Origin of the sequence: Rhodococcus sp. ZPP, assembly GCF_017656075.1 — a bacterium.
Taxonomy (GTDB): domain Bacteria; phylum Actinomycetota; class Actinomycetes; order Mycobacteriales; family Mycobacteriaceae; genus Rhodococcus_F; species Rhodococcus_F oxybenzonivorans.
This window is the reverse complement of the sequence record NZ_CP058638.1, coordinates 5,042,804-5,068,448: the sequence shown is the minus strand read 5'-3', so window position 1 is coordinate 5,068,448 and position 25,645 is coordinate 5,042,804. Positions and strand designations below refer to the sequence as shown.

Here is a 25,645-nt window from a genome sequence, read left to right as displayed (position 1 = left end):
GATGAACGACATCCAGTACCGGCTGCCGCAGAAGCGAGCACTGGTCACCGAGCTTCCCGGCCCGAGGTCGGCGGCCCTCACCGCTCGCCGCCGCGCCACCGTGGCCGCGGGCGTCGGCTCGAGCGTGCCCGTGTACGCCGCGGACGCGGACGGTGGCGTCATTGTGGACGTCGACGGCAACTCGCTCATCGACCTCGGCTCCGGCATCGCCGTCACCAGCGTGGGAGCTTCGGATCCCGCTGTGGCCGAGGCAGTTCGGGAGCAGGTCGGACATTTCACCCACACCTGCTTCATGGTCACCCCGTATGAGGGTTACGTCCGGGTCGCGGAGGAACTCGCCGCCCTCACCCCCGGCGATCACGAGAAGCGGACCGTCCTGTTCAACTCGGGCGCCGAAGCGGTGGAGAACGCGATCAAGGTCGCCCGCCTCGCCACCGGACGCGACGCCGTCGTCGCATTCGACCACGCCTACCACGGCCGCACCAACCTGACGATGGCCCTGACCGCCAAGTCGATGCCCTACAAGGCCCACTTCGGCCCCTTCGCTCCCGAGGTCTACCGCCTCCCGATGTCGTACCCGTACCGCGATCAGGACGGGCTGACCGGCGAGCAGGCCGCCCAGCGGGCAATCACCCAGATGGAGAAGCAAATCGGCGCCGATTCACTCGCGGCGATCATCATCGAGCCGATCCAGGGCGAGGGCGGATTCATCGTGCCCGCCGAGGGCTTCCTCCCCACACTGGTCGCCTGGGCGCGCGCCAACGGCGTCGTCTTCATCGCCGACGAGGTGCAAACCGGGTTCTCCCGCACCGGCGCCTGGTTCGCGTGCGAGCACGAGGACGTGGTCCCGGACATCATCACCATGGCCAAAGGCATGGCCGGCGGCATGCCCCTCTCCGCAATCACGGGACGGGCCGAACTTCTCGACAAGGTCCACCCCAGCGGACTCGGCGGCACCTACGGCGGCAATCCCGTCGCCTGTGCCGCCGCGCTCGCCGCCCTCGACACCATGCGGGCGTTCGACCTGCCGGGCCGGGCTCGGCACATCGCCGACCTCGTCCTGCCGCGGTTGCACGCCCTCGCCGCCGAGGTCGGTGTGATCGGTGACGTCCGCGGTCGCGGCGCCATGCTCGCGATGGAATTCGTCAAGCCCGGAACCACCGAACCGGACGCGGAGTTGACCAAGGCCATCGCCGCCCAGGCTCTCGAGCAGGGCGTCATCCTGCTGACATGCGGGACCTACGGCAACGTGATCCGCCTGCTCCCCCCGTTGGTGATCGGCGACGACCTGCTCGAGGACGCGTTGACGGTCATCGAGCAGATAGTTCGTTCCCTCGTCTGACCCGTGCGCCTTTCTGGTTGCCACCGCTACCAGAAAGGCGCACGGGCGCGAAGCGCCCGCACCCCGACCAGAAGGACTCCCATGACAGATTTCGAACGGCTCCGCACCACCCTGCCCACCGGCCTGTGGATCGACGGCGCCCAGACCGACCCGATCGACGGCGGCACATTCCCGGTTTACGACCCCGCCACCGGCGCCCACCTCGCCGACGTCGCCGACGCCGGCGGCAAGGACGCACTCCGCGCCCTGGACTCCGCCGCCGCAGTCCAGGACGAGTGGGCCGCCACCGCACCTCGGCAGCGGTCGATCATCCTACGTTCGGCGTGGGAGAAGGTGATCGAACGCACCGACGAACTCGCCCTGCTGATGACGATGGAAATGGGCAAGGCACTGCCGGAGAGCCGCGGCGAGGTGAACTACGGCGCCGAGTTCCTGCGCTGGTTCAGCGAGGAAGCCGTCCGCATCCAGGGCCGCTACACCACCTCCCCCTCCGGCAACGGACGGATCATGGTCACCAAGGTCCCCGTCGGCCCCACCCTGGCCGTCACCCCCTGGAACTTCCCCCTCGCCATGGGCACCCGCAAGATCGGTCCCGCCCTCGCCGCCGGCTGCACCATCATCGTCAAACCCGCCGAGGACACCCCGCTGACCATGCTGCTGCTCGCCGAGATCTTCGCCGAAGCCGGCCTGCCCGCCGGTGTGCTCTCGGTGCTCCCCACGCTCGACGCCGCCGCCGTCACCGCACCCCTCCTCGCCGACCCGCGACTGCGGAAGGTGACATTCACCGGCTCCACCCGCGTCGGCAAGATCCTCATCGAGCAGTCCGCCCAGCAGGTACTGCGCACCTCGATGGAACTCGGTGGCAACGCCCCGTTCGTCGTGTTCGACGACGCCGACATCGATGCCGCAGTCGACGGTGCAATGGCCGCGAAGATGCGCAACGGCGGCGAGGCTTGCACCGCCGCGAACCGCCTGATCGTCGCCAACTCGGTGCGCGAGGAATTCACCACCAAGCTCACCGAGCGGATCGCCGCACTCACCGTCGGGCCGGGCAGCCAAGACGGCACCGACGTCGGTCCCCTCGTCAACGACAAGCAACGTCGCAACGTGGCGTCCCTCGTCGACGACGCCGTCGCCGCGGGGGCCCGGGTCCGCACCGGCGGCAAGTCCGTCGACGGGCCCGGCTACTTCTTCGAGCCGACCGTCATCGACGAGGTACCCGCCGGCGCCCGCATCATCCGGGAGGAAATCTTCGGACCCGTCGCCGCCATCACCGGTTTCGACACCGAGGCCGAAGCTGTCGCCGCCGCGAACGACACCGAATACGGACTCGCCGCGTACATCTACACGCGAGACGTCGATCGCGCGTTCCGCGTCGCCGACAAGCTCGAGAGCGGCATGGTCGGCGTCAACCGCGGGGTGATCTCCGACGTCGCAGCACCCTTCGGCGGCGTCAAACAATCCGGGCTCGGCAGCGAAGGCGGCACCGAGGGCATCGAGGAATACCTCGAGACCAAATACATCGGCTTCGCGTAAACTCCCCGCCCCGAGCCAGATCGGAACCGTCAATGAAGCGATTGGTCGTTGGATATCTCGCCACCCCCAGCGGGGAGGACGGTCTCGCCCTCGGGGCGCAGCTCGCCCGCAGTCTCGGTGCCCAGCTCGACATCTGCATGGTGCTCCCGCCGGACCGGACGGTCCCGGCGCGAGTCCCGGCCGAGACCGGCTACGACGACATCCTCGCCTCCCGTGCCCAGCGCTGGCTGGAGGAGGCGAAGTCGTCGGTGCCGAGCGACATCGACGTGGACGTCCACCTCAGCTTCCACGAGTCATTCGCGCAGGGTCTCCTCGACGAGGTGACCCGGCTCGGCGCACAGGCCATCGTCGTCGGTGCCGCCGGCGACGGACTCCTGGGGCGGCTCTCCGTCGGTTCGGTGTCGACGGAGCTGCTGCACTCGGCACACGTTCCGCTGGCCCTGGCTCCGCGCGGTGCCCGGCATTCCACGGCCAAGCAGATCCGGGAGATCACCTGCGCACTCGGTACCCGCGCCGGCGCCGACGTGCTGCTGCGAACCGCGGTGAGAACCAGTGAACTCATGCAGGCACCCCTACGCCTGGTATCGCTGGTGGCGCTGGACCCGCGGAACGACCTCCGCGACCACCGCGACACACCCGAGGACATCCGCGAACGCGCCGTCGCCCACGCACAGAGCACTCTCGACACGGCACGTTCCGCTCTGCCCGAGGAGTTTCCGATCTCCGTGCTGATAGCCGACGGCTCCACCGTGGAAGCGGCGGTCCGCACACTCGACTGGCAGGACGGCGACCTCGTCATGGTCGGCTCCAGCCGCCTCGCCCAACCTCATCGACTGTTCCTGGGGTCCACCGCCGCCAAGATGCTCCGTGTCCTGCCGGTACCCATGGTCGTCGTACCGAAGCAGGAGTTCCCGCACAGTGAGTAGACCTTCCACCACACCCGCCCCGGATCCACGCTTGTTCCCCACCGGAGGTTCGACCATGACGAACGACGAAGTCGCACAGGGGCCCACCGCAGGCGGGGTGAGCGCCAAGGGCCTGGCCACCGGCACGGTCGGGACATTGTCCGGCGCGATTCTCGGAATTTCCTCCGTCGCACCTGGTTACACCCTCACGGCCAGCATCGGACTGATCGTCGCCGCGGTCGGACTGAAGATGCCCGCCATCTTCATCGCCGGATTCATTCCCATGTTCCTCACCGCCTATGCGTACCGTGAGCTGAACTCCGAATCACCGGACTGCGGTGCGTCTTTCACCTGGTCGACCAAGGCGTTCGGTCCGTACGTCGGATGGATGTGCGGCTGGGGAATGGTAATTGCCACCATCATCGTGCTGTCGAATCTGGCGGCGATCGCCGTCCAGTTCTTCTACCTTTTCATCGCCCGACTGTTCGACAGTCCGGGCATCGCCGATCTAGCCGGCAACAAAGTGGTCAACGTCGGCACCACACTCGTCTTCATCGGCATCGCAACGTGGATCGCGAGTCGCGGTATCACCACCAGTGAGCGCCTGCAGGTCGCACTCGTCGGCTTCCAGATGGTGCTCCTCATCGCCTTCGCCGTGGTCGCCCTCGTCCACGTCGGGGCAGGCGACTCGCCCGCGAACCTGTCGTTCGACCTCAGCTGGTTCGATCCATTCTCCGGACTTGCCATCGGCGCCTTCGTCATCGGTGTCACCGGCTCGATCTTCGCCTTCTGGGGATGGGACACCTGTTTGACCCTCGGCGAGGAATCGAAGAACCCCAAGAAGACTCCCGGTCGCGCGGGACTGCTGTGCGTCGCGACGATCCTGCTGACCTACCTGCTGGTGTCGGTCGCGGCGATGATGTATGCGGGAGTCGGCGAAGAGGGCCTCGGCCTCGGTAACCCGGACAACTCGGAGAACGTGTTCGGCGCTCTCGCAGATCCCGTACTCGGCAACTGGGGTGGCATGCTGCTGTTCCTCGCCGTGTTCGTCTCCTCGATCGCGAGCCTGCAGACCACCTTCCTCCCGGCAGCGCGCACGATGCTCGCCATGGGCGCGTACGGTGCGTTTCCGAAGAAGCTTGCCGAGGTGTCTCCCCGGTTCCTCGTGCCGTCCTACGCCACCGTCGTCGCCGGTGTGGTGACGGCCGTGTTCTACACGGTGGTCACCTTCCTGTCCGAGAGCGCCCTGCTCGACACCATTGCCGCGCTGGGAATCATGATCTGCTGGTACTACGGCATCACCGCGTTCGCCTGCGTGTGGTACTTCCGGGGACGGCTGTTCACCAGCGTCCGCAACGCTGTCTTCCGCTTCGTGTTCCCGCTGCTCGGCGGACTCATGCTGCTTGCGGTCTTCGTCATCTCGGTCGACGAGAGCATGAACCCCGAGAACGGGAGTGGCGCACAGATAGGCGGTATCGGACTCGTCTTCTACCTCGGGTTCGGCATTCTTCTTCTCGGTGCCGTCCTGATGGTGATCATGCGTTTCCGCAACCCTGCGTTCTTCCAGGGCCGAACCCTCACCCGCGAGACATCGGCGCTGCGGGACGAGAGCGATCTTGCCTCGGAGCCTGCGCCACCAAGCCTGCGATAAGGGTGCGCAGTCCGAACTCGAATGCTGCGTCGGCCCGTCCGGGGTTCGGTCCGGACGTTGCCAACGCTGCCCGCATCGGCTCGTTCGCCTCCGGGGCGGTCGCCCAGACCACCTCGGGGGCAGCGAGGTCGAGCGCGGAGCCCAGAACGAAGCTGTCGACCGTCGTGATGGCATGGAGGACCTCCGCCGGTGAGAATCCGCCGTCCGAAAAGGCTTGCGCCAGCGCGTTGTACATTCCGAACGCCACACCGGATTGCACCGTGTGCGCGGTGAACAGTGGAATCAGCCGAGGATGCTCGGCGTAGTTGCGCCGATACTCGCGCGCCAGGGAGGCCACCGTCTCGCTCCACTTGCCGTCGGGGTCCGCCACCACGATGCCCGCCATCACGCGGGCGCGCATCAATTCGATGATCTCCGCCCGCCCCGACACGTGGTTGTACAGCGAGGAGGGCCGCACCTTCAGCCGCTCGGCGAGACCCGGCATCGTGAAGTCACCGGTGAGGTCCACCAGGCGAATGGCCGCTTCCGTGATGATCTCCGGTGACAGCAGCCGCTGTGATGGCCGTGGCATGAGTGCGCCCCCTCTGGTCGATGTTTCGCTGCCGATGGCGGGGTCGAGCGAGAAAAAGTCGAATTCGACACGTTCCACCCCTTGATCGTCGAGCACTCACCCACCATACTTAACGAATCCAATTCGTTTTAGGCAGTCGCCGAACCGGACATCCGAGGACCACAATGTTGACGATCACCGCACCGACCCCTCCCGCGCCCCTCACGAGGACGCCGAACACGGGGGCGCGGACGACCGAACGCCCCCTACTCCGCGTCGGGCTGGTGCAGCACCGGTGGCAAGAGGACGAGCAGGACCTCCGCGCCGAACTCGACGAAGGAATCGCCGCGGCGGCTCGACTCGGAGCTCAGGTCGTCTTCCTGCCCGAGCTGACGCTGAGCCGCTATCCCGCATTCGTGGAAGGCGGTGACAACCCCGGCCGCCAGGCGGAAGACCTCCTCACCGGCCCCACATTCACCTTCGCGGCCAAGGCGGCGGCCGAACACGGTATCCCCGTCCACGCCTCGCTCTACGAGCGCGACGACCGCGCGAGCGGCGACCAGTACGACGACGGCCTCGGGTTCAACACGGCCATCCTCGTGTCCCCGTCCGGCCGACTGCTGGCACGCACCCGCAAACTGCACATTCCGGTGACCGCCGGCTACTACGAGGACACCTACTTCCGCGGCGGACCGGCCACCGATCCATACCCGGTGCACACTGCCCTCGACGGCGTGAAACTCGGCATGCCGACCTGCTGGGACGAGTGGTTCCCCGAGGTTGCTCGCGCGTATTCGCTCGGTGGCGCCGAAGTCCTGGTGTACCCCACCGCAATCGGCTCCGAACCCGACTTCCCCCAGTTCGACACCCAGCCGCTGTGGCAACAGGTGATCGTCGGGAACGGGATCGCCAACGGCACGTTCATGGTGGTGCCCAACCGCCACGGCAACGAAGGCCTCATCACCTTCTACGGGTCGTCGTTCATCTCCGATCCCTACGGCCGCATTCTCGTTCAGGCACCGCGTGACGAATCAGCCGTCCTGGTCGCCGATCTCGACCTTCAGCAGCGAGAAGACTGGCTTGCACTGTTCCCGTTTCTCACGACGAGGCGACCCGACACCTACGGCGCCCTCACCGAGCCAGTCGATCACGCCTCCCCCTTCGGGAAAGCCTGATGAGCTGGCGCATGCCCGCGGAGGGCGAACCTCACGAGCGGACTTGGATGGCCTTTCCCAGCGAGGGATACTCGCTCGGGGACACTCCCGCAGCCCACCACGAGGCCCGCAGCACCTGGGCCGCGGTGGCACACGCGATCGCCCGGTTCGAACCCGTCACCGTCGTGGTCGACCCGGACGAGATGGCCGTCGCGAGGGAATACCTCTCCCCTCACATCGACGTCGTCGAGGCCCCGCTGAACGACGCCTGGATGCGCGACATCGGTCCCACCTTCGTGGTGTCCGAGGACGGCAGGCTCGGGGGCGTCGACTGGGTGTTCAACGGGTGGGGCGGCCAGGACTGGGCGCGGTGGGACCGCGATTCCAAGATCGGCAGGATGGTGGTCGAGCGGTCCGGCGCCGAACTCGTCGAGTCGACGCTCGTCAACGAGGGCGGCGGAATACAAGTGGACGGCCTCGGCACCGTGTTGGTCACCGAGACCGTGCAACTCGACCCCGGCCGCAACCCGGGACTGTCCAAGGCTGATGTCGAGGCCGAACTCGCGCGCACTCTCGGCGCCACGAACGTCATCTGGTTGCCCCGCGGACTCACCCGCGACTCCGACACGTTCGGCACGCGCGGACACGTCGACATCGTCGCCGCCATCCCGTCTCCGGGCGTCATCCTGGTGCACGAGCAGCGCGACCCGGAACACCCCGACTTCGAGGTCAGCAGGACCGTCATCGACCTGCTGAAGCAGACCACGGACGCCCGCGGCCAATCCTGGCAGATCATTCCGGTGCCGGCGCCGACGGTGCTCCGCGACGACGAGGGATTCGTCGACTACAGCTACATCAACCATCTCGTCGTCAACGGCGGAGTGATCGCCTGCAGTTTCGACGATCCCGCCGACGAGGAGGCCGTCGCGATCCTGTCGGCCGCCTACCCCGGACGTGACGCGATAACCGTCGATGCACGACCCCTCTTCGCCCGCGGCGGCGGAATCCACTGCATCACGCAGCACCAGCCCGTCGTGCGCTGACGCGCCCGTGAGTACTTGTTAACCGCGGGCGGTTAACAAGTACTCACGGGTGGCGGAGCCGCCGGGTTAGGCGAGGTCGAACCGGTCGAGGTTCATCACCTTGTCCCACGCGGACACGAAGTCCCGCACGAACTTCTGCTTTGCGTCATCGGAGGCGTACACCTCCGCGAGAGCACGCAGTTCGGAGTTCGACCCGAACACGAGGTCGACGCGGGTTCCGGTCCACTTCACCTCCCCGGTGACGCGGTCGCGGCCCTCGTAGATCTCCGAGTCCGTGGACCTGGGCGCCCATGTCGTGCCGAGGTCGATCAGGTTCGCGAAGAAATCGTTGGTCAGCGTCCCCGGCTTCGACGTGAAGACGCCCGCTTCCGACCTGGTGTTGTAGTTCGCGCCGAGCACGCGCAGGCCCCCGACGAGAACGGTCATCTCGGGAGCGGTCAACGTCAGCAAGTTCGCCTTGTCGACCAACAGGAATTCCGCCGGTAGACGGTTGCCCTCGCCGAGGTAGTTGCGGAAACCATCCGCAGTCGGCTCGAGCGCAGCGAAAGACTCCACATCGGTCTGTTCCTGTGTGGCATCGGTGCGACCGGGAGTGAATGGCACCTCGACATCGTGTCCGGCATCCTTCGCGGCCCGCTCGACGGCAGCAACGCCACCGAGCACGACGAGGTCGGCAAACGAGACCCGCTTGTTTCCGGTCTGGGCGGTATTGAAGGACTCCTGAATTCCCTCGAGGGTCTTCACCACCTGGGCGAGCTCGGCCGGGTTGTTGACCTCCCAGCTCGCCTGCGGCTCGAGACGGATACGACCGCCGTTGGCGCCGCCCCGCTTGTCGCTGCCCCGGAACGAGGAGGCCGACGCCCACGCGGTCGAGACCAGCTCGGCAACAGTCAGTCCGGACCCGAGGATCTGACTCTTCAGCGACGCGATGTCGTCGGCATCGATGAGCTCGTGAGTGACCACGGGGATGGGGTCCTGCCACAGCAGGGTCTCGTCCGGGACCAGCGGTCCGAGGTAACGGGCGACCGGGCCCATGTCGCGGTGGGTCAGCTTGTACCAGGCCTTGGCGAATTCGTCCGCGAGCTCCTCGGGGTGGTCGAGCCAGCGACGGGTGATCTTCTCGTAGGCAGGGTCGATCCGCAGGGAGAGGTCGGTGGTCAGCATGGTGGGGGCGTGCCGCACCGAGGGGTCGAAGGCGTCGGGAACGGTGCCGGTACCAGCGCCGTCCTTCGCGATCCACTGGTTGGCGCCGGCGGGGCTCTTACTCAGCTCCCATTCGTAGCCGTACAGGGTTTCCAGGAAGCTGTTGTCCCACGTGGTCGGGGTAGGTGTCCACGTCACCTCGAGGCCACTGGTGATGGCGTCCTTGCCCTTACCTGTGCCGAAGGAGCTCTTCCAGCCCAGACCCTGCTCCTCGAGCGGTGCAGCCTCGGGCTCCGGGCCGACGTGGTCGGCGGGGCCGGCGCCGTGGGTCTTGCCGAAGGTGTGGCCACCGACGATCAGTGCGGCCGTTTCGACATCGTTCATCGCCATCCTGGCGAACGTCTCACGGATGTCCGTGGCGGCGGCGAGCGGGTCCGGGTTGCCGTTCGGGCCTTCGGGATTGACGTAAATCAGACCCATCTGCACCGCACCGAGCGGCTTCTCGAGGTCTCGCTCACCGGTATAACGCTCGTCGCCGAGCCAGGTGAGTTCCGGGCCCCAGTAGACGTCTTCCTCGGGCTCCCACTGATCCACCCGGCCCGCGCCGAATCCGAAAGTCTCGAAGCCCATCGACTCGAGGGCGCAGTTGCCGGCGAAGACGATCAAGTCGGCCCACGAGATGGTCTTGCCGTACTTCTTCTTCACCGGCCACAGCAGGTGCCGTGCCTTGTCGAGGTTCGCGTTGTCGGGCCAGCTGTTCAACGGCGCGAAGCGCTGCATCCCGGCGCCGGCGCCGCCGCGACCGTCGGTCACGCGGTAGGTGCCCGCGGCGTGCCACGCCATGCGGACGAAGAGGGGGCCGTAGTGGCCGTAGTCGGCGGGCCACCAGTCCTGCGAGGTGGTCATGACCTCCTCGATGTCACGCTTCAGAGCCTCGAAGTCCAGGTTCGCGAGTTCCCGGGTGTAGTCGAAGTCCTCGTCCATGGGGTTACGCACGGCGGGGTTCTTCTGCAGGATCTTCAGGTTGAGCTGGTTCGGCCACCAGTCACGGTTACCGCCGCCCCGAGTCGGATGCTCGAGCCGACCGTGCGCGACGGGGCAGCCGCCGCTCTCCGCAGGTTCCGTTTGGGCCTCGGCGATGGGCGGGTGCTCTTCTGCGAGAGTCCGGGTGGTGTCAGACACGACATTCCTTCCAAAAGGGGATAATTCGGGCTGTTGATGGATGAGCGCTACGAGGTGAGCGATGTCGAGCAGTTGGCGCACAGGCCCCAGAAGATGAGCTCCGCCTCGTCGACACGGAATCCGTTGTCGTGGACAGCGGGTAGGCACGGCGACTCACCGACAGCGCAATCGACGTCCGCGATGGCTGCGCAGGACCGGCAGACCACGTGATGATGGTTGTCACCGACCCGCGTCTCGTAGCGAGCCACCAAACCCGCCGGCTGGATCTTGCGCACCAAACCGGCAGCAGTCGCCGTGCGCAAAATGCCGTACACCGCCTGCTGAGACACACCGGGAAGCACTGCACGCACTTCTCCGAGGATCGTCTCCGTGTCGGCGTGCGGATTCTTTTGCACTGCCTCCAGCACTGCCACTCGAGGACGCGTCACACGCAGCTCGGCCGCACGCAATTGCTCTGCGTACACTATGACCTACCAATCTGGAACGAGTCAAGACTTTGCGAAAATATCTGGCAATTCATGCAACTCGGATGCCAGGCAGGACAACGACGTGGTGCCGCATCCGTTCGAATCACGAAGAACGTTCAGCTGCATCGAATGGCATAGTGCCGTGTCGCGGATGAGCAACGGCGGGCTGCGGTACCCGAAGGTGCAGTATCGCAGCCGCGTGCCCGCTCCACGGATCTCTCGATCCGTGGAGCGGTCAGCGTTGCGGCGCGATCAGTGAGCGATCTTTTCCTTCAGCCAGTCATGGAACTCGCCGATGTGGTGCTCGCTGGGCACGAGCACGCCACCGTCGCGGTAGCGGCGCGAGGCCATCGCGGGCTGGCACCGCTCGCACGCGTCGAAGTCCTGCTGATTGACCCGATGGAACAGTTCGACGGAGCGGTCGAGATCCTTTCCGCTCGCGATCACGTCGGGCAGGTACAGCCAGTCGCATTCGACGATGGTGTGGTCGGCCGCCAGTGGGAACATCCGGTGGACGATGACGTGATCGGGGACGAGATTGACGAACACCGTCGGTCGCACGGTGATCGCGTAGTAGCGCCGGTCCTGCTCCGGGGCGATACCGGGGATGACGTCGTGACCGGCCGAGCCGTCGACGGTGAACCCTTCGACATCCTCACCGAACTCGGCACCGTGCCCGACGTAGTACTGCGCCGCATAGCCGTCGGCAAATTCCGGCAGAACCTCGGTCAATTCCGGGTGGATCGTCGCGCAGTGGTAGCACTCCATGAAGTTCTCGATGATGAGCTTCCAATTGGCCTTCACGTCGTAAACGATGCGACGGCCGAGATCCAAGTCAGCGATGTTGTATCGATCGATCGATTCCACGTCGCCAAGTCGGTCGCGAATGTCCTGAATGACTGTCTCGTCGAAGGACTCGGGCTCGTCGGCGAGATTGAGCCAGACGTAGCCGAGCCATTCCTGCACTGCCACCTTCTTCAGTCCGTATTCGACACGGTCGATGTCGGGCATCTTGGTCAGGTTGGGCGCCGCGACAAGCTTGCCTTCGAGGTCGTACGTCCATGCGTGGTACGGGCACTGGAAAGACCTCTTGACCTCTCCGCTCTCTTCCATGCACAGCCGGGCGCCGCGGTGGGCGCAGATGTTGAGGAAGGCACGGATCTCGCCGGTCCTGGATCGTGTCACGATGACGCTTTCCCGACCGACCTGAACGGTCTTGAAAGCCCCAGGCTTGTCGAGATCACCCGACCGTACAGCGCAGAACCACATCTGCTCGAAGACCTTCTCTTGTTCGAGCGTGAAGATGTCGCTGTCGGTGTAATAGGCTCCCGGGAGCGTGGAGATGAGACTCTCGGGCAGGTGCGTGGTTGTCACTGTGGGGTCTCCCTTAGTGGTTGATCTCGTGGATCTGCGGGCTGGAAGAAGGTCTACAAAGGATCAGAGCGGTGCCGGCAGCGCGCAGAGTTGGCGGCGCCAGCGGGTGAACAGGCGGACCTGGTCGACGCCGAGGACTGCAACGGGTTGCCCGTCTCGGCGGTAGACGGCGAGGAAGCTTCCCGCTTCCAGACTTCCCTCTTCGATGGTGAATTCGGTATCGGGCCCGGCGATTCCAGCGAATTGGATACGCGAACCGTACTGATCGGACCAGAAGTACGGTGGCTTGACCTGCTGACCCTGATACTCACCCGAGAGCAGGGACGACACTGCGATCGCCGGGCGTTCCGAGGCGCCGGTCCAGTGCTCGACGCGGCGGTGGACGCCCGCGGTGTCCATCCAGGCCGCACAGTCGCCGACTGCAACAACGCCTGGGATCGAGGTGGTGCCGCCGCGGTCGCACAGCACACCGTTGCCGAGTTCGATACCGCTCCCTGCGAGCCATTCGGTGTTCGGGATGCCGCCGATGCCCACGACGACGACGTCAGCGGGCAGGTGGCGCCCGTCAGCGAGGTCAACGCCGGTCACACGGTCGTCCCCGGTCAACCCGGCGACACCCACACCACAGTGCAGAGTGGTGCCGTTGCCCCCGTGGAGTCTGGCGACCGCGGTTCCCAGTTGCGGGCCGAGCGGGCCGATCAGCGGCGACGGTGCTGCCTCGACCACCGTGACGTCCAGGCCCAGCTTGCGCGCTGTGGACGCAACCTCGGCGCCGATGAAACCGGCACCGATGACTACCAGTCGGGCGCCGGGTTTGAGGTCCGCGCGCAGCCGGTCTGCGTCGTCGATCGTGCGTAGGACATGGACGCCGGCTAGATGCTCGGTGTCCGGCCACGCCCTCGCACGTGAACCGGTCGCGAGGACGAAGCCGTCGGCGGTCAGCTGCGAACCGTCACTGAGCGTGACGCTGCGGGTGCCGGCATCGAGGTTTGTTGCAGATAGTCCGAGCATCCAATTCGCCTGGAGGTCTTCCCCTTCCGGCTCCAAGGTGAGGGAGGTTTCGTCGACGTCTCCGGCCAGATACTCCTTCGACAGCGGCGGCCGGTCGTAAGGCCGGTTGCGCTCCGCTCCGACAATGTTCAGCTCACCTTCGAATCCCTGTGCGCGCAGGGCACGCGCGGCACTGAGACCGGAGAGGGACGCCCCGATGACGGCGATACTTTTCATGCGTTCCCCTCCGCGTTGAGGCGGCTACGAATATCGGGCGGCAGGTTCGGCGCTTCGGTGCTGACCTCCACGTAGATCACCTCGTCCTTGATCAGGACCTCATGAGTTCGCACGGGCAGCTTCGCGGGTGGCGCATCGACCGCCCCGCTTCGAAGGTTGAACTTCGACGCATGCAGTGGGCACTCGACCTCACATCCCTCGAGCCAGCCGTCTGCCAACGAGGCGTCCTGGTGCGAGCAAGTGTCGTCTATTGCGAACACCTCGCCGTCGTCGGTGTGAAACACGGCGATCGGCGGGGAGGTGTCGACGCGGCGTGCGTCACCGCGAGGTAAGGAGGCTAGCGGACAGACCTCGAGCATAAGATGCCTCTCTGTAGCGCGATGCGAAACAAGTCCTGCGTTACGCAACAGTGTGACAATGGTCATAGCGCAGTGTCAAGAGGAGCTGCGCGCCCCGCCGAACCAATGGACGCTCGCAACTGCTCAGCAACCGCAAGGGAACACGGACACGGGAATTTTCACTGAAACTCCTAGTCACACCATAAATAGCGGAGACCCCACGTTGTCAGCAGCCCGCAACATCGGCACGCCTTTGGGTCCGCCGGGAGGCGATCCCCGACCGATGCAAGCTGAGCGACTCATGAGCCCCACGAACTCCCCCACAGGGGCGTTGACCCGCCGGTTCAGCCGGTCTAAGCTATTCTGCGTCTGATATATCAATTGTCGTCACGGCAATCCATCCGTTATGGCGACAACCCCTCCCGGTCCGACGACGTATCTCTTGGTCTTCGCGCCCCTCGAGACCGACCACCGCACCCCCGCGACTTCAGTCGCCAATCGGGTCAGGCGTTTCGTGCACGACCGACGACTCGCCGCACTGGTCCATTTCACCTATTCGTCACCCAGAAAGGCATATTCCGTGGCAACTGCGACACTGCTCGACGGCAAGGCCGTCAGCGCGCAGATCAAGGACAACCTGGCCGACCGGATCGCAGTGCTGCAATTGCAGGGAATCCGGCCTGGCTTGGGAACCATCCTCGTCGGCGACGACCCCGGCAGCCATGCCTACGTCGCCGCGAAGCACCGCGACTGCCGAAGCATCGGATTGAATTCCCTCGAGGTTCGCCTGCCGGCGACCGCTGCACAGGAGGATATCGAGGCGGCAGTCCTGCGGCTGAACGCGGACAATTCGTGCACCGGCTTCATCGTTCAACTGCCGTTGCCGAAGCACATCGACACCCACCGGATCCTTGCGTTGATCGATCCCGCAAAGGATGCAGACGGGTTGCACCCGACGAATCTCGGGCGTCTGGTGCTCGGGATGCCGGGACCGTTGCCGTGCACCCCCCGCGGCATCATCGAATTACTTCGTCATCACGATGTCCCGATCACCGGCGCTCGGTTCTGCGTCATCGGGTGTGGTGTAACCGTTGGTAGGCCACTCGGGCTGATGCTGACCCGCCGCAGCGAACATGCCACGGTGACCCTGTGCCATGAAGCGACGGTCGACACGGCTACTCACACGCGCGATGCCGACGTCGTGATTGCTGCGGCGGGAGTTGCCAACCTGGTGCAACCGGACTGGATCCGCGCAGGTGCCACTGTGTTGTCGGTGGGCATCACCCGCACGGTGGAGGGAATTCTGGGCGATGTACATCCCTCGGTCGACCGTGTCGCAGGAAAGCTCAGCGGGGCTACAGGCGGTGTCGGTCCGATGACGCGGGCGATGCTGCTCACGAACGTCGTCGAGATGGCAGAGGGCATCGGACCGGGCTGACGCGTGGTGGCTCTCCGCTCCGAGGCAGTGTCAGATCGAGTGAGTTCAGGCGCTGGGCGTGATGGATTGCCGGAAGCCCATCCGTTCGCTGATCTCGGCAGCCGCCGCGATGACATCGGGCACCACGAGGCGCATCCGGGCCTCGGTGAAGCGGTACACAGGTCCGGAGACGCTCAGCGCGGCCGCGATTCTGCCGTCGTAGTCCCGGACCGGCGCCGCGATGGCATTCAGCCCTTTCTCGTACTCTTCGACGACTACGGCGTAGCCGAGGCTCCTGGCCGCGTCCAGTTCCTCGTCGAGCGCCTCGACCGACGTGATGGTGTCCTCGGTAAACCTCTCGAGCACCGTTGCGCCTAGGACTTCATGCCGTTGGTGCACGTCCAAGTGGGCAAGGAGTATTTTTCCGCTTGCCGTCGCGTGCACCGGTGTCGGCTCGCCGATCCAATTCTGTGTGCCCACGGAGGCGGGTCCTCGTACCTGGTCGAGGTGGATGGCATATCGGGAGCGCAGAACGGCGACGTTCACGGTTTCGCCTAGTTTCGCGGCCAGTCGCTCGCATACGGCGTGGCCCTGCTCCGTTATCTCGAGCCGTTCGGGAACAGACGCGGCGAGGCGCAGGATGCCTAAGCTCAGGCGGTATTTTCCCCGGTCGTAGGTTTGCACAACCATCTCGTGCTCTTCCAGCGAAGCCAGCAGACGGGACACCGTGGACTTGTGCACCCCGATTTCCGCGGCAATCGCACTGACCCCGACCTCACCATTGCGGGCGAGAACCTCCAGCACTTGAAATGCCCGGTCTACCGACTGGACACCGCCGTCAGTAGCCCGCGCTCCGTTGCTGTTGGTCATGGAGCAACTATACGAAAGTTCTCTTGGTGCTGACGGCCGCCCTGGTGCCGGGCATAGACCCCACGCATAGGTTCACCAATCAGCACGGTGACCCACCCGATCAGCGTGTCGACCAAGTCGACGCTTCCCACGGATGCCCGCCGCCTCCTGGCCGACCCGGACACCTGTCGTACCAACCTGACAAACACTAATATATTAATCGTCGTCGAGACATGCGAGGCTCGGCATGCACATGGCTTACCCATGGCTCGTTCGCGGTCCTACGAACCAGCGAACGAGGCCGCGCAAACGTCCTTCAGAGAGCGCAGCGTGTGAGGAACCGGCCTCGTCCACGCTCTGGCCAGCTGGTGTCGATTCCACGCGGGGAGCGCAAATTCGCAATTTAGTGATCTATGTCATTTTGGCCGTAGGACTTGACATAGATCACAGTTGGCCGCAGTGTTGTTCCCCATAGAAAACGTCGTTGCGCCATAAGCAACACAATTCGGGACCGGGACGCCTCGCACCGGGCAGTCCGGACTCCGTTCACAAACCTACTCAGCGATGTGCTGCAGGGAGACCGATGTGACAACAAATGGCAACTCACTCGAGGCGGATACGGAAGCGACCCCCCACCAATCACGCCGCTGCGAGGTAGTCGACCCCCGCCTCGTCGACGGGGCCACCACCCCCCGCGCGGACGACTTGGCCACCGATCCTCGCGCCGTCGACGGGGCCACCGATCCTCGCGCCGTCGACGAGGCGGAAGGCGTCGCACCCGAGAAGAAGACCGATCGCGTGGTGTTCGGGATTACAACCGCCATCGTGGTGGCGATCCTGGGGTGGGGACTGCTATGGCCGGCCACCTTGACGAACACGATGTCGTCGATTCTGGACTGGGTGGTGACCAACCTGGGCTGGCTATTCGTCGTCTCCGCCACAGGGTTCGTCTTGTTCGCGCTGTGGCTGGCGCTGAGCCGGTACGGGCGAATCACCCTCGGCAAGGACGGGGAGAAGCCAGAGTTCAGGACCGTCAGCTGGATTGCGATGATGTTCAGCGCCGGCATGGGGATCGGTCTGATCTTCTGGGGCGTGACGGAACCGCTGACTCATTTCGTCCAGCCGCCACCTGGAATCACCGATTCCACGGTGGGAACCGCGATGGCGACCGCGCTTTTCCATTGGGGACTACACCCGTGGTCGATGTATGCAGTGGTTGGTCTGTCGATCGCCTACGGCACCTACCGGATGGGGCGCAAACAGCTCATCAGCTCGTCCTTCATTCCGTTGATCGGCCGCCGCGCCGAGGGGCCGATCGGCAAGGTCATCGACATCTTGGCTATCTTCGCCACAATGTTCGGCACTGCCGCTTCACTTGGCCTCGGAGCACTCCAAATCGGCTCTGGCGTAAAGGTTCTCGGATGGATTGGCGAGGCCGGGACTCTCCTGGTCATCGCGATCGTGGCTATACTCACCCTTGCCTTCGTGGCCTCGGCCGTTTCCGGAATTTCTCGCGGTATTCAGTGGCTTTCGAACATCAACATGGTGCTTGCACTTCTTCTGGCCGTCTTCGTATTCGTCGCCGGCCCCACCGTGTTCATCTTGAATTTGTTGCCCACCACGTTGGGTGACTACGCCTCCCAAATTGCCAGCATGTCGGCGCGCTCGGCTGCATCCGGCGATGCGGCGACCGAAACGTGGCTCTCCTCCTGGACCATCTTCTACTGGGCATGGTGGATCTCGTGGACCCCCTTCGTCGGTATGTTCCTGGCTCGCATAAGCCGAGGCCGGACCATTCGCCAGTTCGTAGTCGGAGTAATCCTGATCCCGAGTTCCGTGAGCCTTGTATGGTTCGCAGTGTTCGGTGGGGCTGCTATCGGCGAACAGCGTGACGGAACCGACCTGTTCTCTCGCGGCACTCCGGAATCGCAGCTGTTCGGCATGCTGGACAACCTGCCACTTGCAGGCGCATCGTCACTTCTCGTGATGGCGCTGGTCGCAATCTTCTTCGTCTCGGGCGCGGACGCTGCTTCGGTAGTCATGGGAACACTGTCCCAACGTGGAACGCTGGAACCGACCCGCTCCACCGTAGCGTTCTGGGGTGTCGCCACTGGAGGCGTTGCCATGCTGATGTTGTGGACCGGCGGAACGGACGCACTGAACGGCCTGCAGACGATGACGATCATCGTCGCCGCTCCGTTCGCCGTTGTGATGATCGGCATGTGTGTGTCGCTGTATCGCGACATCACCCGAGATCCACTGATCACAGACCTTCGGAAGCCGCGGCGGGTGAGCACCCCGCACAGGTAGACCAGCACAACGTCAAGGCCCGCCCTGAATCCACCGGATAAAGGCCGGGCCTTGACGATTGGCTCGGCGCTCAGTTTCATATCTCGCATCCAGGTCGCCTGAGCGCCACGACATCGACGTCGAAGGGATGCTTACCCGCGCTTCTGCCGCACACTACAACGGAGCCGAATGTCCTTGCACAACGTCACCACAGTCGCCGCACCCCCGCAAAAAACGGATTGGCACCTACAGGCACGGTGCCGGTCCGAAGGCATGGAGGCGTTCTTCTCGCCCTGCGGGGAAAGTAAGCCCCGGCGCGCCGAACGAGAACGAGCGGCAAAGGCAATCTGCGCCGCATGCCCGGTCATTGATCGGTGTCGGGATTATGCACTCAGCACGAGGGAACCGTATGGGGTGTGGGGCGGGATGTCGGAATCCGATCGCCGTAAGAGCGCCGAGATCGGTACGGAAATTAGGGTTCGAAGCCTGCATTTTCTGCAATGCGATCGGCAGGAGCAACCGACGAAATCAACAGCTCCGCTCATTCGATCGCTTCACTCGACTTCCATGATGAGCTCCACTTCTACCGGTGCATCGGTCGGTAGCGCAGCCTCCCCGACCGCGGAACGCGCATGAACCCCGGCGTGCCTCCGCGCCGGCCGCGGTTCATGCGCGCAAGCTTCGAGTCGGGTGATACCACCCAAAGGCAGGGGTTGACCGCCCCTGTGACACACACTACTGTGATTGATATATCAGTTGTCGACTTGCCCCGCGGCTGCTGGTCATCCGTTCTCACTGAGCACGTCGACTGTCGGCCCACAGCGACAGCGCATGCCGAGGCGATCCGCGGGGAGCAGGCGATCGCACAACCACTCCAGGAAGGACCATCATGGGTTCACCGCGCGTAGTGATCATCGGAGCCGGCATCGTCGGCACGAACCTGGCCGACGAGCTCACAGCTCGGGGCTGGGACAAGATCACCGTCCTCGACCAGGGGCCGCTGCCACTGACCGGCGGCTCGACGTCGCACGCACCGGGCCTCGTGTTCCAGACCAACGCGTCCAAGACGATGACTGAATTGGCTCGGTACACCGTCGAGAAGTTCATGAGCTTGGACGTCGACGGCGAATGGTGTTTCAGCCAGCTCGGTGGACTCGAGGTCGCCACCACGGAAGAGCGACTCGCGGACCTGCACCGTAAACAGGGCTGGGCCACCTCCTGGGGTATCGACGGCAGCATCATCGACCCTGCCGAGTGTGCGAAGCTCCACCCGCTTCTCGACGAGAAGCGGGTCCTCGGCGGCTTGTACGTCGAGACCGACGGACTCGCCAAGGCCTCCCGGGTCGTCGTTGCGCTCGCCCGGCGGGCAGGAGCCCGCGGCGCGGTGTTCCAGGGGTCGACAAAAGTAATCGGTATCGAGCACTCCGGCGGCAAGGTCACCGGAGTCACCACCGATCACGGCGTAGTACCGGCCGACATCGTCGTGTCCTGCGCCGGCTTCTGGGGCCCTGACGTCGGTGAGCTGATCGGCATGGACGTGCCATTGCTCCCCCTGGCGCACCAGTACGCGAAAACCGGTCAGATTCCCGAATTGGTCGGTCGCAACACCGAACTCGCCGAGGCGGGCTTCCCGATCCTGCGGCACCAGGATCAGGACCTCTACTTTCGCGAGCACGTCGACCGCCTCGGCATCGGCACCTACGCGCACCGTCCGATGCCGGTAGACACCCGCGGGCTGACCGATAGCGACGAGATTTCCGACTCCGACATGCCGTCGATGCTGGCGTTCACGGAAGAGGACTTCGCACCGTCGTGGGAGCAGTCCAAACTGCTGCTTCCCTGCCTCGAGACCGCGAAGATCGAGCACGGATTCAACGGGGTCTTCTCCTTTACCCCTGACGGCGGACCGCTCATCGGCGAGTCCCCCGACATCGCCGGATTCTGGATCGCCGAAGCAGTCTGGGTGACGCATTCCGCCGGTGTCGGCCGAGCCGTCGCGCAGCTGCTCGTCGACGGCCGCTCCGAGGTCGAGCTGCACGGCTGCGACGTGCACCGCTTCGAGGAGTTTCAGCTCGACCCCGACTACGTCAGCGAGACGTCCCAACAGAACTTTGTCGAAATCTACGATGTCCTGCATCCCCTGCAGCCCAAAATTTCACCCCGTGACGTACGGGTCAGCCCGTTCCACGCTCGGCAGAAGGAGCTCGGCGCAGTCTTTCTGGAGGGCGCCGGCTGGGAGCGCCCGCACTGGTACGAAGCAAACGCCCACCTGGTCCAGCAGCTTCCCACCGAGTGGCAGCCGCCGGCCCGCGAGCCCTGGGCAGCGAAGTTCCACTCCCCCATCGCCGCGGCTGAGGCGTGGAAGACCCGCACCTCGGTGGCGATGTACGACATGACACCGCTCAAGCGTCTCGAGATTTCCGGCCCCGGCGCCCTTGCCCTGCTCGAACGCCTGACCACAGGCAAGATGGACAAGTCGATCGGGTCCGTCACCTACACCCTCGCCCTCGACGCCGTTGGTGGGGTGCGCAGCGATCTCACCGTTGCACGGTTGTCCGAAAACATTTTTCAAGTCGGCGCAAACGGCAACCTCGACCTCGACTACTTCCGCCGCCAGGCACCCGACGACGGTACCGTCCAGGTCCGCGACATCACCGGCGGCACCTGCTGCATCGGCCTGTGGGGACCTCGTGCCCGGGATCTGGTGCAGGCGATCAGCCGGGACGACTTCGCGAACGAGAACTTCAAATACTTTCGTTCCAAGCAGGTCCGGATCGGCGGAATCCCGGTCACCGCGATGCGGCTGTCCTATGTCGGCGAACTCGGCTGGGAGCTGTACACCTCGGCCGACTACGGGCAACGCTTGTGGGACGTGCTCTGGGCGGAGGGGCAGAAGTACGAGGTCATCGCCGCCGGCCGTGCAGCGTTCAACAGTCTGCGGATGGAGAAGGGTTACCGCTCGTGGGGCTCCGACATGACCACCGAGCACAATCCCTATGAGGCCGGTCTCGGTTTCGCGGTCCGCCCGCAGAAGGGTGACTTCGTGGGCCGCGACGCACTCGAGGGTGTCTCCGATGACACCGTGACCCGGCGGCTGGCGTGCTTGATGATCGATGACCGCACGTCGGTCGTGCTGGGCCACGAACCCGTTTTCGTCGACGGCAAGCCAGCAGGCTATGTCACCAGCGCTTCGTTCGCCCACACCGTCGGGGCGCCGATCGCCTACGCGTGGCTGCCCGCCGGCGCGGCGGTCGACACCGCGGTCGAGATCGAGTATTTCGGTCGGCGTATCCCCGCCACCGTCGTCGCCGAACCGCTCGTCGACCCCGAGATGAAGAAGATCCGGTCGTAGTTCTCTGTCGGGGTGCCGGCTCGCTGCTCAGGGGCCGGCACCCTCGCTCGGTCACGTGATGGCCCTTTGCTTCATCTGAGCCCTTCCCCACCGACAGGACGACCCCACTCATGCGACATGACACGATCAGCGCATTTCTCGCGTCGCTCGCCGACCGCGTACCCGCACCCGGCGGCGGTGCCACCGCTGCGCTACACCTCGGTCAATCCGCTGCGCTCGTAGCGATGGTGGCTCGATACACGACCGGTGATCGGTACGCCGAACACAGCGCTCTGATCGAGCGGGTGTGCACCGGAGCGGATACGGTCCGCGAGCGGGCACTGGAGCTTGCCGAGGACGATATGGCGGCATTCAGTTCCGTAATCGACACCTACACGCTTCCCAAGAGCACTGATGCGGAGATCGCCGCACGATCGGCAGCAATCGAGAACGCTCTCGTGAGCGCGGCGCGAGTTCCGGCCGAGGTCATCAATGCAGCAGGGGTTGTGGTCGCGCTTGCCGAGGAGCTCGTATCGGTTGCGAACCGCAATGTCGTCAGTGACGTCGCGGCTGCCGCAGAGGCGGCCCGAGCGGCAGCCACAACGGCTCGGGTCAATGTCGAGATCAATCTGCCCGGCATCACCGATGCGAACATCCGACAGTCCCTCATCGACACTGCCGCCACTGTCGATGCCCTCACCGACCGCGCCGATGCCGTCACCGCCCGAGTGAGAAAGCAATTGAACCTCGTCGGAACGCCCAGTAGCGAGTGAGGTCTTCGTGGGTGAACTGCTGTCTCCCGAGGGTGAAGCCGATCGCCCGTCCTCCGAACGCTAAACGACTGCCCGGACGGCTTTTTCGAACCCCGTGACATGTTGACGCGCGATTTCTCCGGCGAGGTCACCGTCACCGTTGGCAATAGCCCGCAATAGCTCCCCGTGTTCACCGACGTGCTGGGGCACCGACGGTAGCCGCTCGAGGTAGAGACAGAAGATTCGGGTCGCGAGATTGTCGTATCGGACGAGAACGTCCTCGAGATGCGGATTGCGCGCGACCCGATAGATCGTCCGATGCACCGTAAGGTCCCATCGCATCAATTCGTGCCGTTCCATACCGGAAACATCGAGTCCATCTGTCTTGTCCGCCATGTCGAGAAGCAGCTGGCGGAGAGTAGGGGAAGCCGCCTCCGCCGCTCGTCGCGCGGCTACGGGCTCGAGATGAGCCCGGATCTCGGAGATATGACCGAGGTCGGAGACGTCGACACCTGTGGCGAACGTTCCCTGCCTAGGGAACGAAATGACCAGACGCTCCCCCTCGAGCCTCTTGAGCGCTTCTCGGACCGGTGTTCGCCCCACACCGAGCTCCTCGGCGAGAGCACTCTCGACAATTGCCTCGTTGGGGCGGATATCGAGCATGATCAACTTGTCTTGAATCGCGGAATAGACACGATCAGCGCGAGAGATCACGCCGGCATCGACCTCTATCGCCTGCAGCCCCATGGGCGTCATCTTAGCGTTCCGCTCCGCCTCTTGACCCTTTCGCCGCAGCCTGAAATACTAATACTCATCTGATATATCACTTCTCTACTACTGACACTCTAGCCCTCGAAGCCATCGAGACACGGATGGTCTCGTTCGCCGCCACAACAAGCCCGATATCCACTCGAGACGCCGCCGTTGCCAGGGAGAGCGTCCAGCACCGAGGAGACGCACATGACCGAAACCTTCACCTTGACGCTCAGCTGCGCTCAGCGGCCCGGAATCGTCCACGCAGTCAGTTCTTTCTTGTTCGAACAGAACTGCGACATCGCCGAACACCAGCAGTTCGATGACACACAAAACGGTGCATTCTTTCTTCGCACATCGTTTGTCGCCGCGGGCGCCCTCGACGTGGAAAGGCTCACCGCCGAGTTTCGCAGTGTCGCTGACAAATTCGGTATGTCATTCAACTTCAACGGGTGCAGCGAGCCGCGCGTCGTCGTGATGGTCTCGAAGATGGGTCACTGCCTCAACGACCTCATTTTTCGTTGGCGTGCCGGCAATCTCGGTGGAGAGCTCGTCGCCGTGGTTTCCAACCACGAAACCCTTCGCCCAATGGCCGAAGCCGCCGGTCTGCCCTTCATCCACATCCCCGTGACGGCGGCGACCAAACCGCAAGCCGAGGCACAGCTCCTCGAACTCGTGGATCAGTACAACGCCGACCTGGTCGTGCTCGCGCGGTACATGCAGGTGCTGTCCGATGACGCATGCCGGAAGTTACACGGCCGTGCGATCAACATCCACCACTCGTTCCTGCCCGGATTCAAGGGCGCCAAGCCCTACCACCAGGCATTCGATCGCGGCGTCAAGCAGGTCGGGGCTACCGCCCACTACGTCACACCGGATCTGGACGAGGGGCCCATCATCGAGCAGCAAGTGATCCGCATCGATCACAGCTACGATCCCGCCCGACTCGCCACCGTCGGCCAGGACGCAGAAGCGCTGGCATTGTCTCGGGCTGTTCGTTGGCACTGCGAGAATCGCATTCTTCTGCACGGGCACAGGACCGTCATTTTCAGCTGACGGCCTTCGGCTGCCGCAGAGTCCCTCAGCCATGACGTTCTCTGCGGCAGCACATTTCCGAGTCCGATCGCCTGGGCGAAGCGTCGAGCTGAAAGGTGCTGCGATGAGACGACTGTCCGTGCAGTGTGGCACGAGAACTGACGAATACTCAGCGGGTTTCACCTGTCATGTGCTCGATGGTGGGACGCTTCGCATCCTCGCTCCCGACAAGCAGATCGCCGCGTCCTATCCAGCCGCCAGCTGGACCATCCTCGCCACCCAACCGCACGAGGAGTGAGAGCGTCCAGGCTTGGACCATCAGCTCATCGTTGCGAATCACCCACGACAGTGGTCTGTCCGCAGCGGTAAATCGAGGCAGCACCTGAGTCCCGATTGTTCAGCCGATTCAACATCGAACCCGGGTCGCTGTCCACGAATTCATCGAAAAAGATGCCAGTTTCGTCGCTTCATGCGCGCCCTGAGATGGCGCTACAGCAGGTCGCGGATGGCTTTCTCGAAGCCGGTGACGTGGGCGCGGGTGAGGGACGAGGCGGTGTCCTCGTCCCCGTCGACGATGGCGTGGAGCAGCGCTACGTGCTCGCGCACGTGGCCGGCGACGTCCGGCAACCGGTCGAGGAAGAGGCACCAGATGCGGGTGGCGTGTGCGTCGAGGCTGACGAGGATGTCCTCGAGGTGGGGGTTGTTGGACGCTCGATAGATCTCGCGATGGACGCGCACGTCCTTGCGCAGGACTTCGCGTGGGTCCTCACTGTCATCGATCTCGGCGATCTCGTCGGCGAGCACGGACAGCCGCGCCCGCGCATCCTGGGACGCGCTCCGTGCCGCGCGGGCGGCCGCGGTGGGTTCGAGTTGCTTACGGATTTCGGAAATGTCGGCGAGGTCGGTCATGTCGACGGCGGTGGCGAACGTGCCGCGACGCGGGTACGCGACGACGAGACGCTCCCGCTCGAGCCGCTTGAGCGCTTCCCGCACCGGTGTTCGTCCGAATCCGAGTTCCTCGGCGAGCCGGTCGTCATTGATCGGCTCGCCAGGGCGGATGTCCAGCATGACCAGGCGTTCCCGCACGATCTCGTACGCACGGTCGGCATTGGTGCCGCTTACGGATTGAACTTCCATAACCGGCGGCTGCGCCACGCTCATGTTCATCTCCCAAACAATTCCGGTAGAGCCTTGACTGCGATCCATCGCTGACCCTACTCTACCTTCAAGTTGATATATCAGTCTACAAGTCACTGATCTCTCAGAAGGGCGAACTCTTGACTCTCGACATCGACGGCCGCACGACA

General features: G+C 64.5%; 21 protein-coding genes and 2 pseudogenes. 13 read left to right on the top strand and 10 right to left on the bottom strand.

The features are described from left to right. Position 1: 1 nt before the first annotated feature. The 4 genes from gabT (at position 2) to HYG77_RS23410 (ending at position 5,434) form a co-directional block, all read left to right on the top strand. On the top strand, positions 2–1,342 hold the full coding sequence (gene gabT / locus HYG77_RS23425) for a 4-aminobutyrate--2-oxoglutarate transaminase (RefSeq protein WP_208960786.1): 1,341 nt from the start codon (positions 2–4) through the stop codon (positions 1,340–1,342). Positions 1,343–1,423: 81 nt separating this feature from the next. After that, positions 1,424–2,878, top strand: a complete 1,455-nt coding sequence (locus HYG77_RS23420) for an NAD-dependent succinate-semialdehyde dehydrogenase (RefSeq protein ID WP_208960785.1) — start codon at positions 1,424–1,426, stop codon at positions 2,876–2,878. A 32-nt stretch (positions 2,879–2,910) separates the two neighbouring features. Beyond that, on the top strand, positions 2,911–3,804 hold the full coding sequence (locus tag HYG77_RS23415; RefSeq protein ID WP_208960784.1) for a universal stress protein: 894 nt from the start codon (positions 2,911–2,913) through the stop codon (positions 3,802–3,804). A gap of 55 nt (positions 3,805–3,859) precedes the next feature. Then, on the top strand, positions 3,860–5,434 hold the full coding sequence (locus HYG77_RS23410; protein WP_109332642.1) for an APC family permease: 1,575 nt from the start codon (positions 3,860–3,862) through the stop codon (positions 5,432–5,434). On the opposite strand, the gene HYG77_RS23405 is transcribed toward HYG77_RS23410, so the two are convergent. Further along, entirely contained in the window at positions 5,361–6,005 is a 645-nt protein-coding gene (locus HYG77_RS23405) for a TetR/AcrR family transcriptional regulator C-terminal domain-containing protein (RefSeq protein ID WP_109335296.1), read from the bottom strand. The two genes, HYG77_RS23410 and HYG77_RS23405, sit on opposite strands and share 74 nt — an antisense overlap. A gap of 164 nt (positions 6,006–6,169) precedes the next feature. On the opposite strand from HYG77_RS23405, the gene HYG77_RS23400 reads away from it, so the two are divergent. Further along, the gene (locus tag HYG77_RS23400) at positions 6,170–7,159 is read left to right on the top strand and encodes a nitrilase-related carbon-nitrogen hydrolase (RefSeq protein ID WP_208960783.1); all 990 of its coding nucleotides are present in this window, start codon (positions 6,170–6,172) and stop codon (positions 7,157–7,159) included. After that, positions 7,159–8,181, top strand: coding sequence for an agmatine deiminase family protein (locus tag HYG77_RS23395; RefSeq protein ID WP_208960782.1), 1,023 nt, complete (start codon positions 7,159–7,161; stop codon positions 8,179–8,181). Before HYG77_RS23400 ends, HYG77_RS23395 begins: the two co-directional genes overlap by 1 nt. Before the next feature lie 66 nt (positions 8,182–8,247). Here the strand turns inward: HYG77_RS23395 and katG are convergent, their stop codons facing one another. From katG to HYG77_RS23370, 5 genes are all read right to left on the bottom strand, one after another. Then, complete coding sequence (gene katG, locus HYG77_RS23390) at positions 8,248–10,506, bottom strand: catalase/peroxidase HPI (RefSeq protein WP_208960781.1); 2,259 nt, start codon at positions 10,504–10,506, stop codon at positions 8,248–8,250. 47 nt (positions 10,507–10,553) lie between these two features. Continuing rightward, positions 10,554–10,973, bottom strand: a complete 420-nt coding sequence (locus HYG77_RS23385) for a Fur family transcriptional regulator (protein WP_109332652.1) — start codon at positions 10,971–10,973, stop codon at positions 10,554–10,556. Between the two features lie 252 nt (positions 10,974–11,225). Next, positions 11,226–12,347 carry an aromatic ring-hydroxylating dioxygenase subunit alpha gene (locus HYG77_RS23380; RefSeq protein ID WP_208960780.1) on the bottom strand — a complete coding sequence of 374 codons (1,122 nt, stop codon included), beginning with the start codon at positions 12,345–12,347 and terminating at the stop codon, positions 11,226–11,228. 63 nt (positions 12,348–12,410) lie between these two features. Continuing rightward, entirely contained in the window at positions 12,411–13,574 is a 1,164-nt protein-coding gene (locus HYG77_RS23375) for an FAD-dependent oxidoreductase (protein ID WP_208960779.1), read from the bottom strand. Then, entirely contained in the window at positions 13,571–13,933 is a 363-nt protein-coding gene (locus tag HYG77_RS23370; protein ID WP_109332655.1) for a bifunctional 3-phenylpropionate/cinnamic acid dioxygenase ferredoxin subunit, read from the bottom strand. The genes HYG77_RS23375 and HYG77_RS23370 overlap by 4 nt, the downstream gene beginning before the upstream one ends. A gap of 559 nt (positions 13,934–14,492) precedes the next feature. Between HYG77_RS23370 and HYG77_RS23365 the strand changes: the two genes are divergently transcribed. After that, positions 14,493–15,350 (top strand): bifunctional methylenetetrahydrofolate dehydrogenase/methenyltetrahydrofolate cyclohydrolase, encoded by an 858-nt coding sequence (locus tag HYG77_RS23365; RefSeq protein WP_109335297.1) that lies wholly within the window; start codon positions 14,493–14,495, stop codon positions 15,348–15,350. A gap of 45 nt (positions 15,351–15,395) precedes the next feature. Here HYG77_RS23365 and HYG77_RS23360 read toward each other — a convergent pair whose 3' ends face one another. Further along, the gene (locus HYG77_RS23360; protein WP_208960777.1) at positions 15,396–16,199 is read right to left on the bottom strand and encodes an IclR family transcriptional regulator; all 804 of its coding nucleotides are present in this window, start codon (positions 16,197–16,199) and stop codon (positions 15,396–15,398) included. A gap of 780 nt (positions 16,200–16,979) precedes the next feature. Between HYG77_RS23360 and HYG77_RS23355 the strand changes: the two genes are divergently transcribed. Together HYG77_RS23355 and HYG77_RS39805 are read left to right on the top strand one after the other, a co-directional pair. After that, a complete protein-coding gene (locus HYG77_RS23355; RefSeq protein ID WP_109335298.1) occupies positions 16,980–18,488 on the top strand; it encodes a BCCT family transporter in 1,509 nt (502 codons plus the stop codon). A gap of 168 nt (positions 18,489–18,656) precedes the next feature. After that, a pseudogene (locus HYG77_RS39805) lies at positions 18,657–18,902 on the top strand (WhiB family transcriptional regulator); the annotation flags it as partial. Positions 18,903–19,021: 119 nt separating this feature from the next. On the opposite strand, the pseudogene HYG77_RS39800 reads toward HYG77_RS39805, so the two are convergent. After that, a pseudogene (locus tag HYG77_RS39800) lies at positions 19,022–19,111 on the bottom strand (RidA family protein); the annotation flags it as partial. Positions 19,112–19,356: 245 nt separating this feature from the next. Between HYG77_RS39800 and HYG77_RS23345 the strand changes: the two are divergent. Both HYG77_RS23345 and HYG77_RS23340 read left to right on the top strand, forming a co-directional pair. Then, positions 19,357–21,819, top strand: coding sequence for an FAD-dependent oxidoreductase (locus tag HYG77_RS23345; protein WP_208960775.1), 2,463 nt, complete (start codon positions 19,357–19,359; stop codon positions 21,817–21,819). A 110-nt stretch (positions 21,820–21,929) separates the two neighbouring features. Continuing rightward, positions 21,930–22,571, top strand: coding sequence for a cyclodeaminase/cyclohydrolase family protein (locus tag HYG77_RS23340; RefSeq protein ID WP_208960774.1), 642 nt, complete (start codon positions 21,930–21,932; stop codon positions 22,569–22,571). A gap of 60 nt (positions 22,572–22,631) precedes the next feature. On the opposite strand, the gene HYG77_RS23335 is transcribed toward HYG77_RS23340, so the two are convergent. Next, the gene (locus tag HYG77_RS23335) at positions 22,632–23,306 is read right to left on the bottom strand and encodes a GntR family transcriptional regulator (protein ID WP_208960773.1); all 675 of its coding nucleotides are present in this window, start codon (positions 23,304–23,306) and stop codon (positions 22,632–22,634) included. A 204-nt stretch (positions 23,307–23,510) separates the two neighbouring features. Here HYG77_RS23335 and purU point away from each other — a divergent pair, with 204 nt between their 5' ends. Both purU and HYG77_RS23325 read left to right on the top strand, forming a co-directional pair. After that, the gene (gene purU, locus HYG77_RS23330) at positions 23,511–24,359 is read left to right on the top strand and encodes a formyltetrahydrofolate deformylase (RefSeq protein WP_109332680.1); all 849 of its coding nucleotides are present in this window, start codon (positions 23,511–23,513) and stop codon (positions 24,357–24,359) included. Between the two features lie 103 nt (positions 24,360–24,462). Next, positions 24,463–24,636: a hypothetical protein gene (locus HYG77_RS23325; RefSeq protein WP_208960772.1), complete on the top strand. Its 174-nt coding sequence runs from the start codon at positions 24,463–24,465 to the stop codon at positions 24,634–24,636. 191 nt (positions 24,637–24,827) lie between these two features. Here HYG77_RS23325 and HYG77_RS23320 read toward each other — a convergent pair whose 3' ends face one another. Beyond that, complete coding sequence (locus HYG77_RS23320; protein ID WP_109335299.1) at positions 24,828–25,499, bottom strand: GntR family transcriptional regulator; 672 nt, start codon at positions 25,497–25,499, stop codon at positions 24,828–24,830. Between the last annotated feature and the right edge of the window lie 146 nt (positions 25,500–25,645).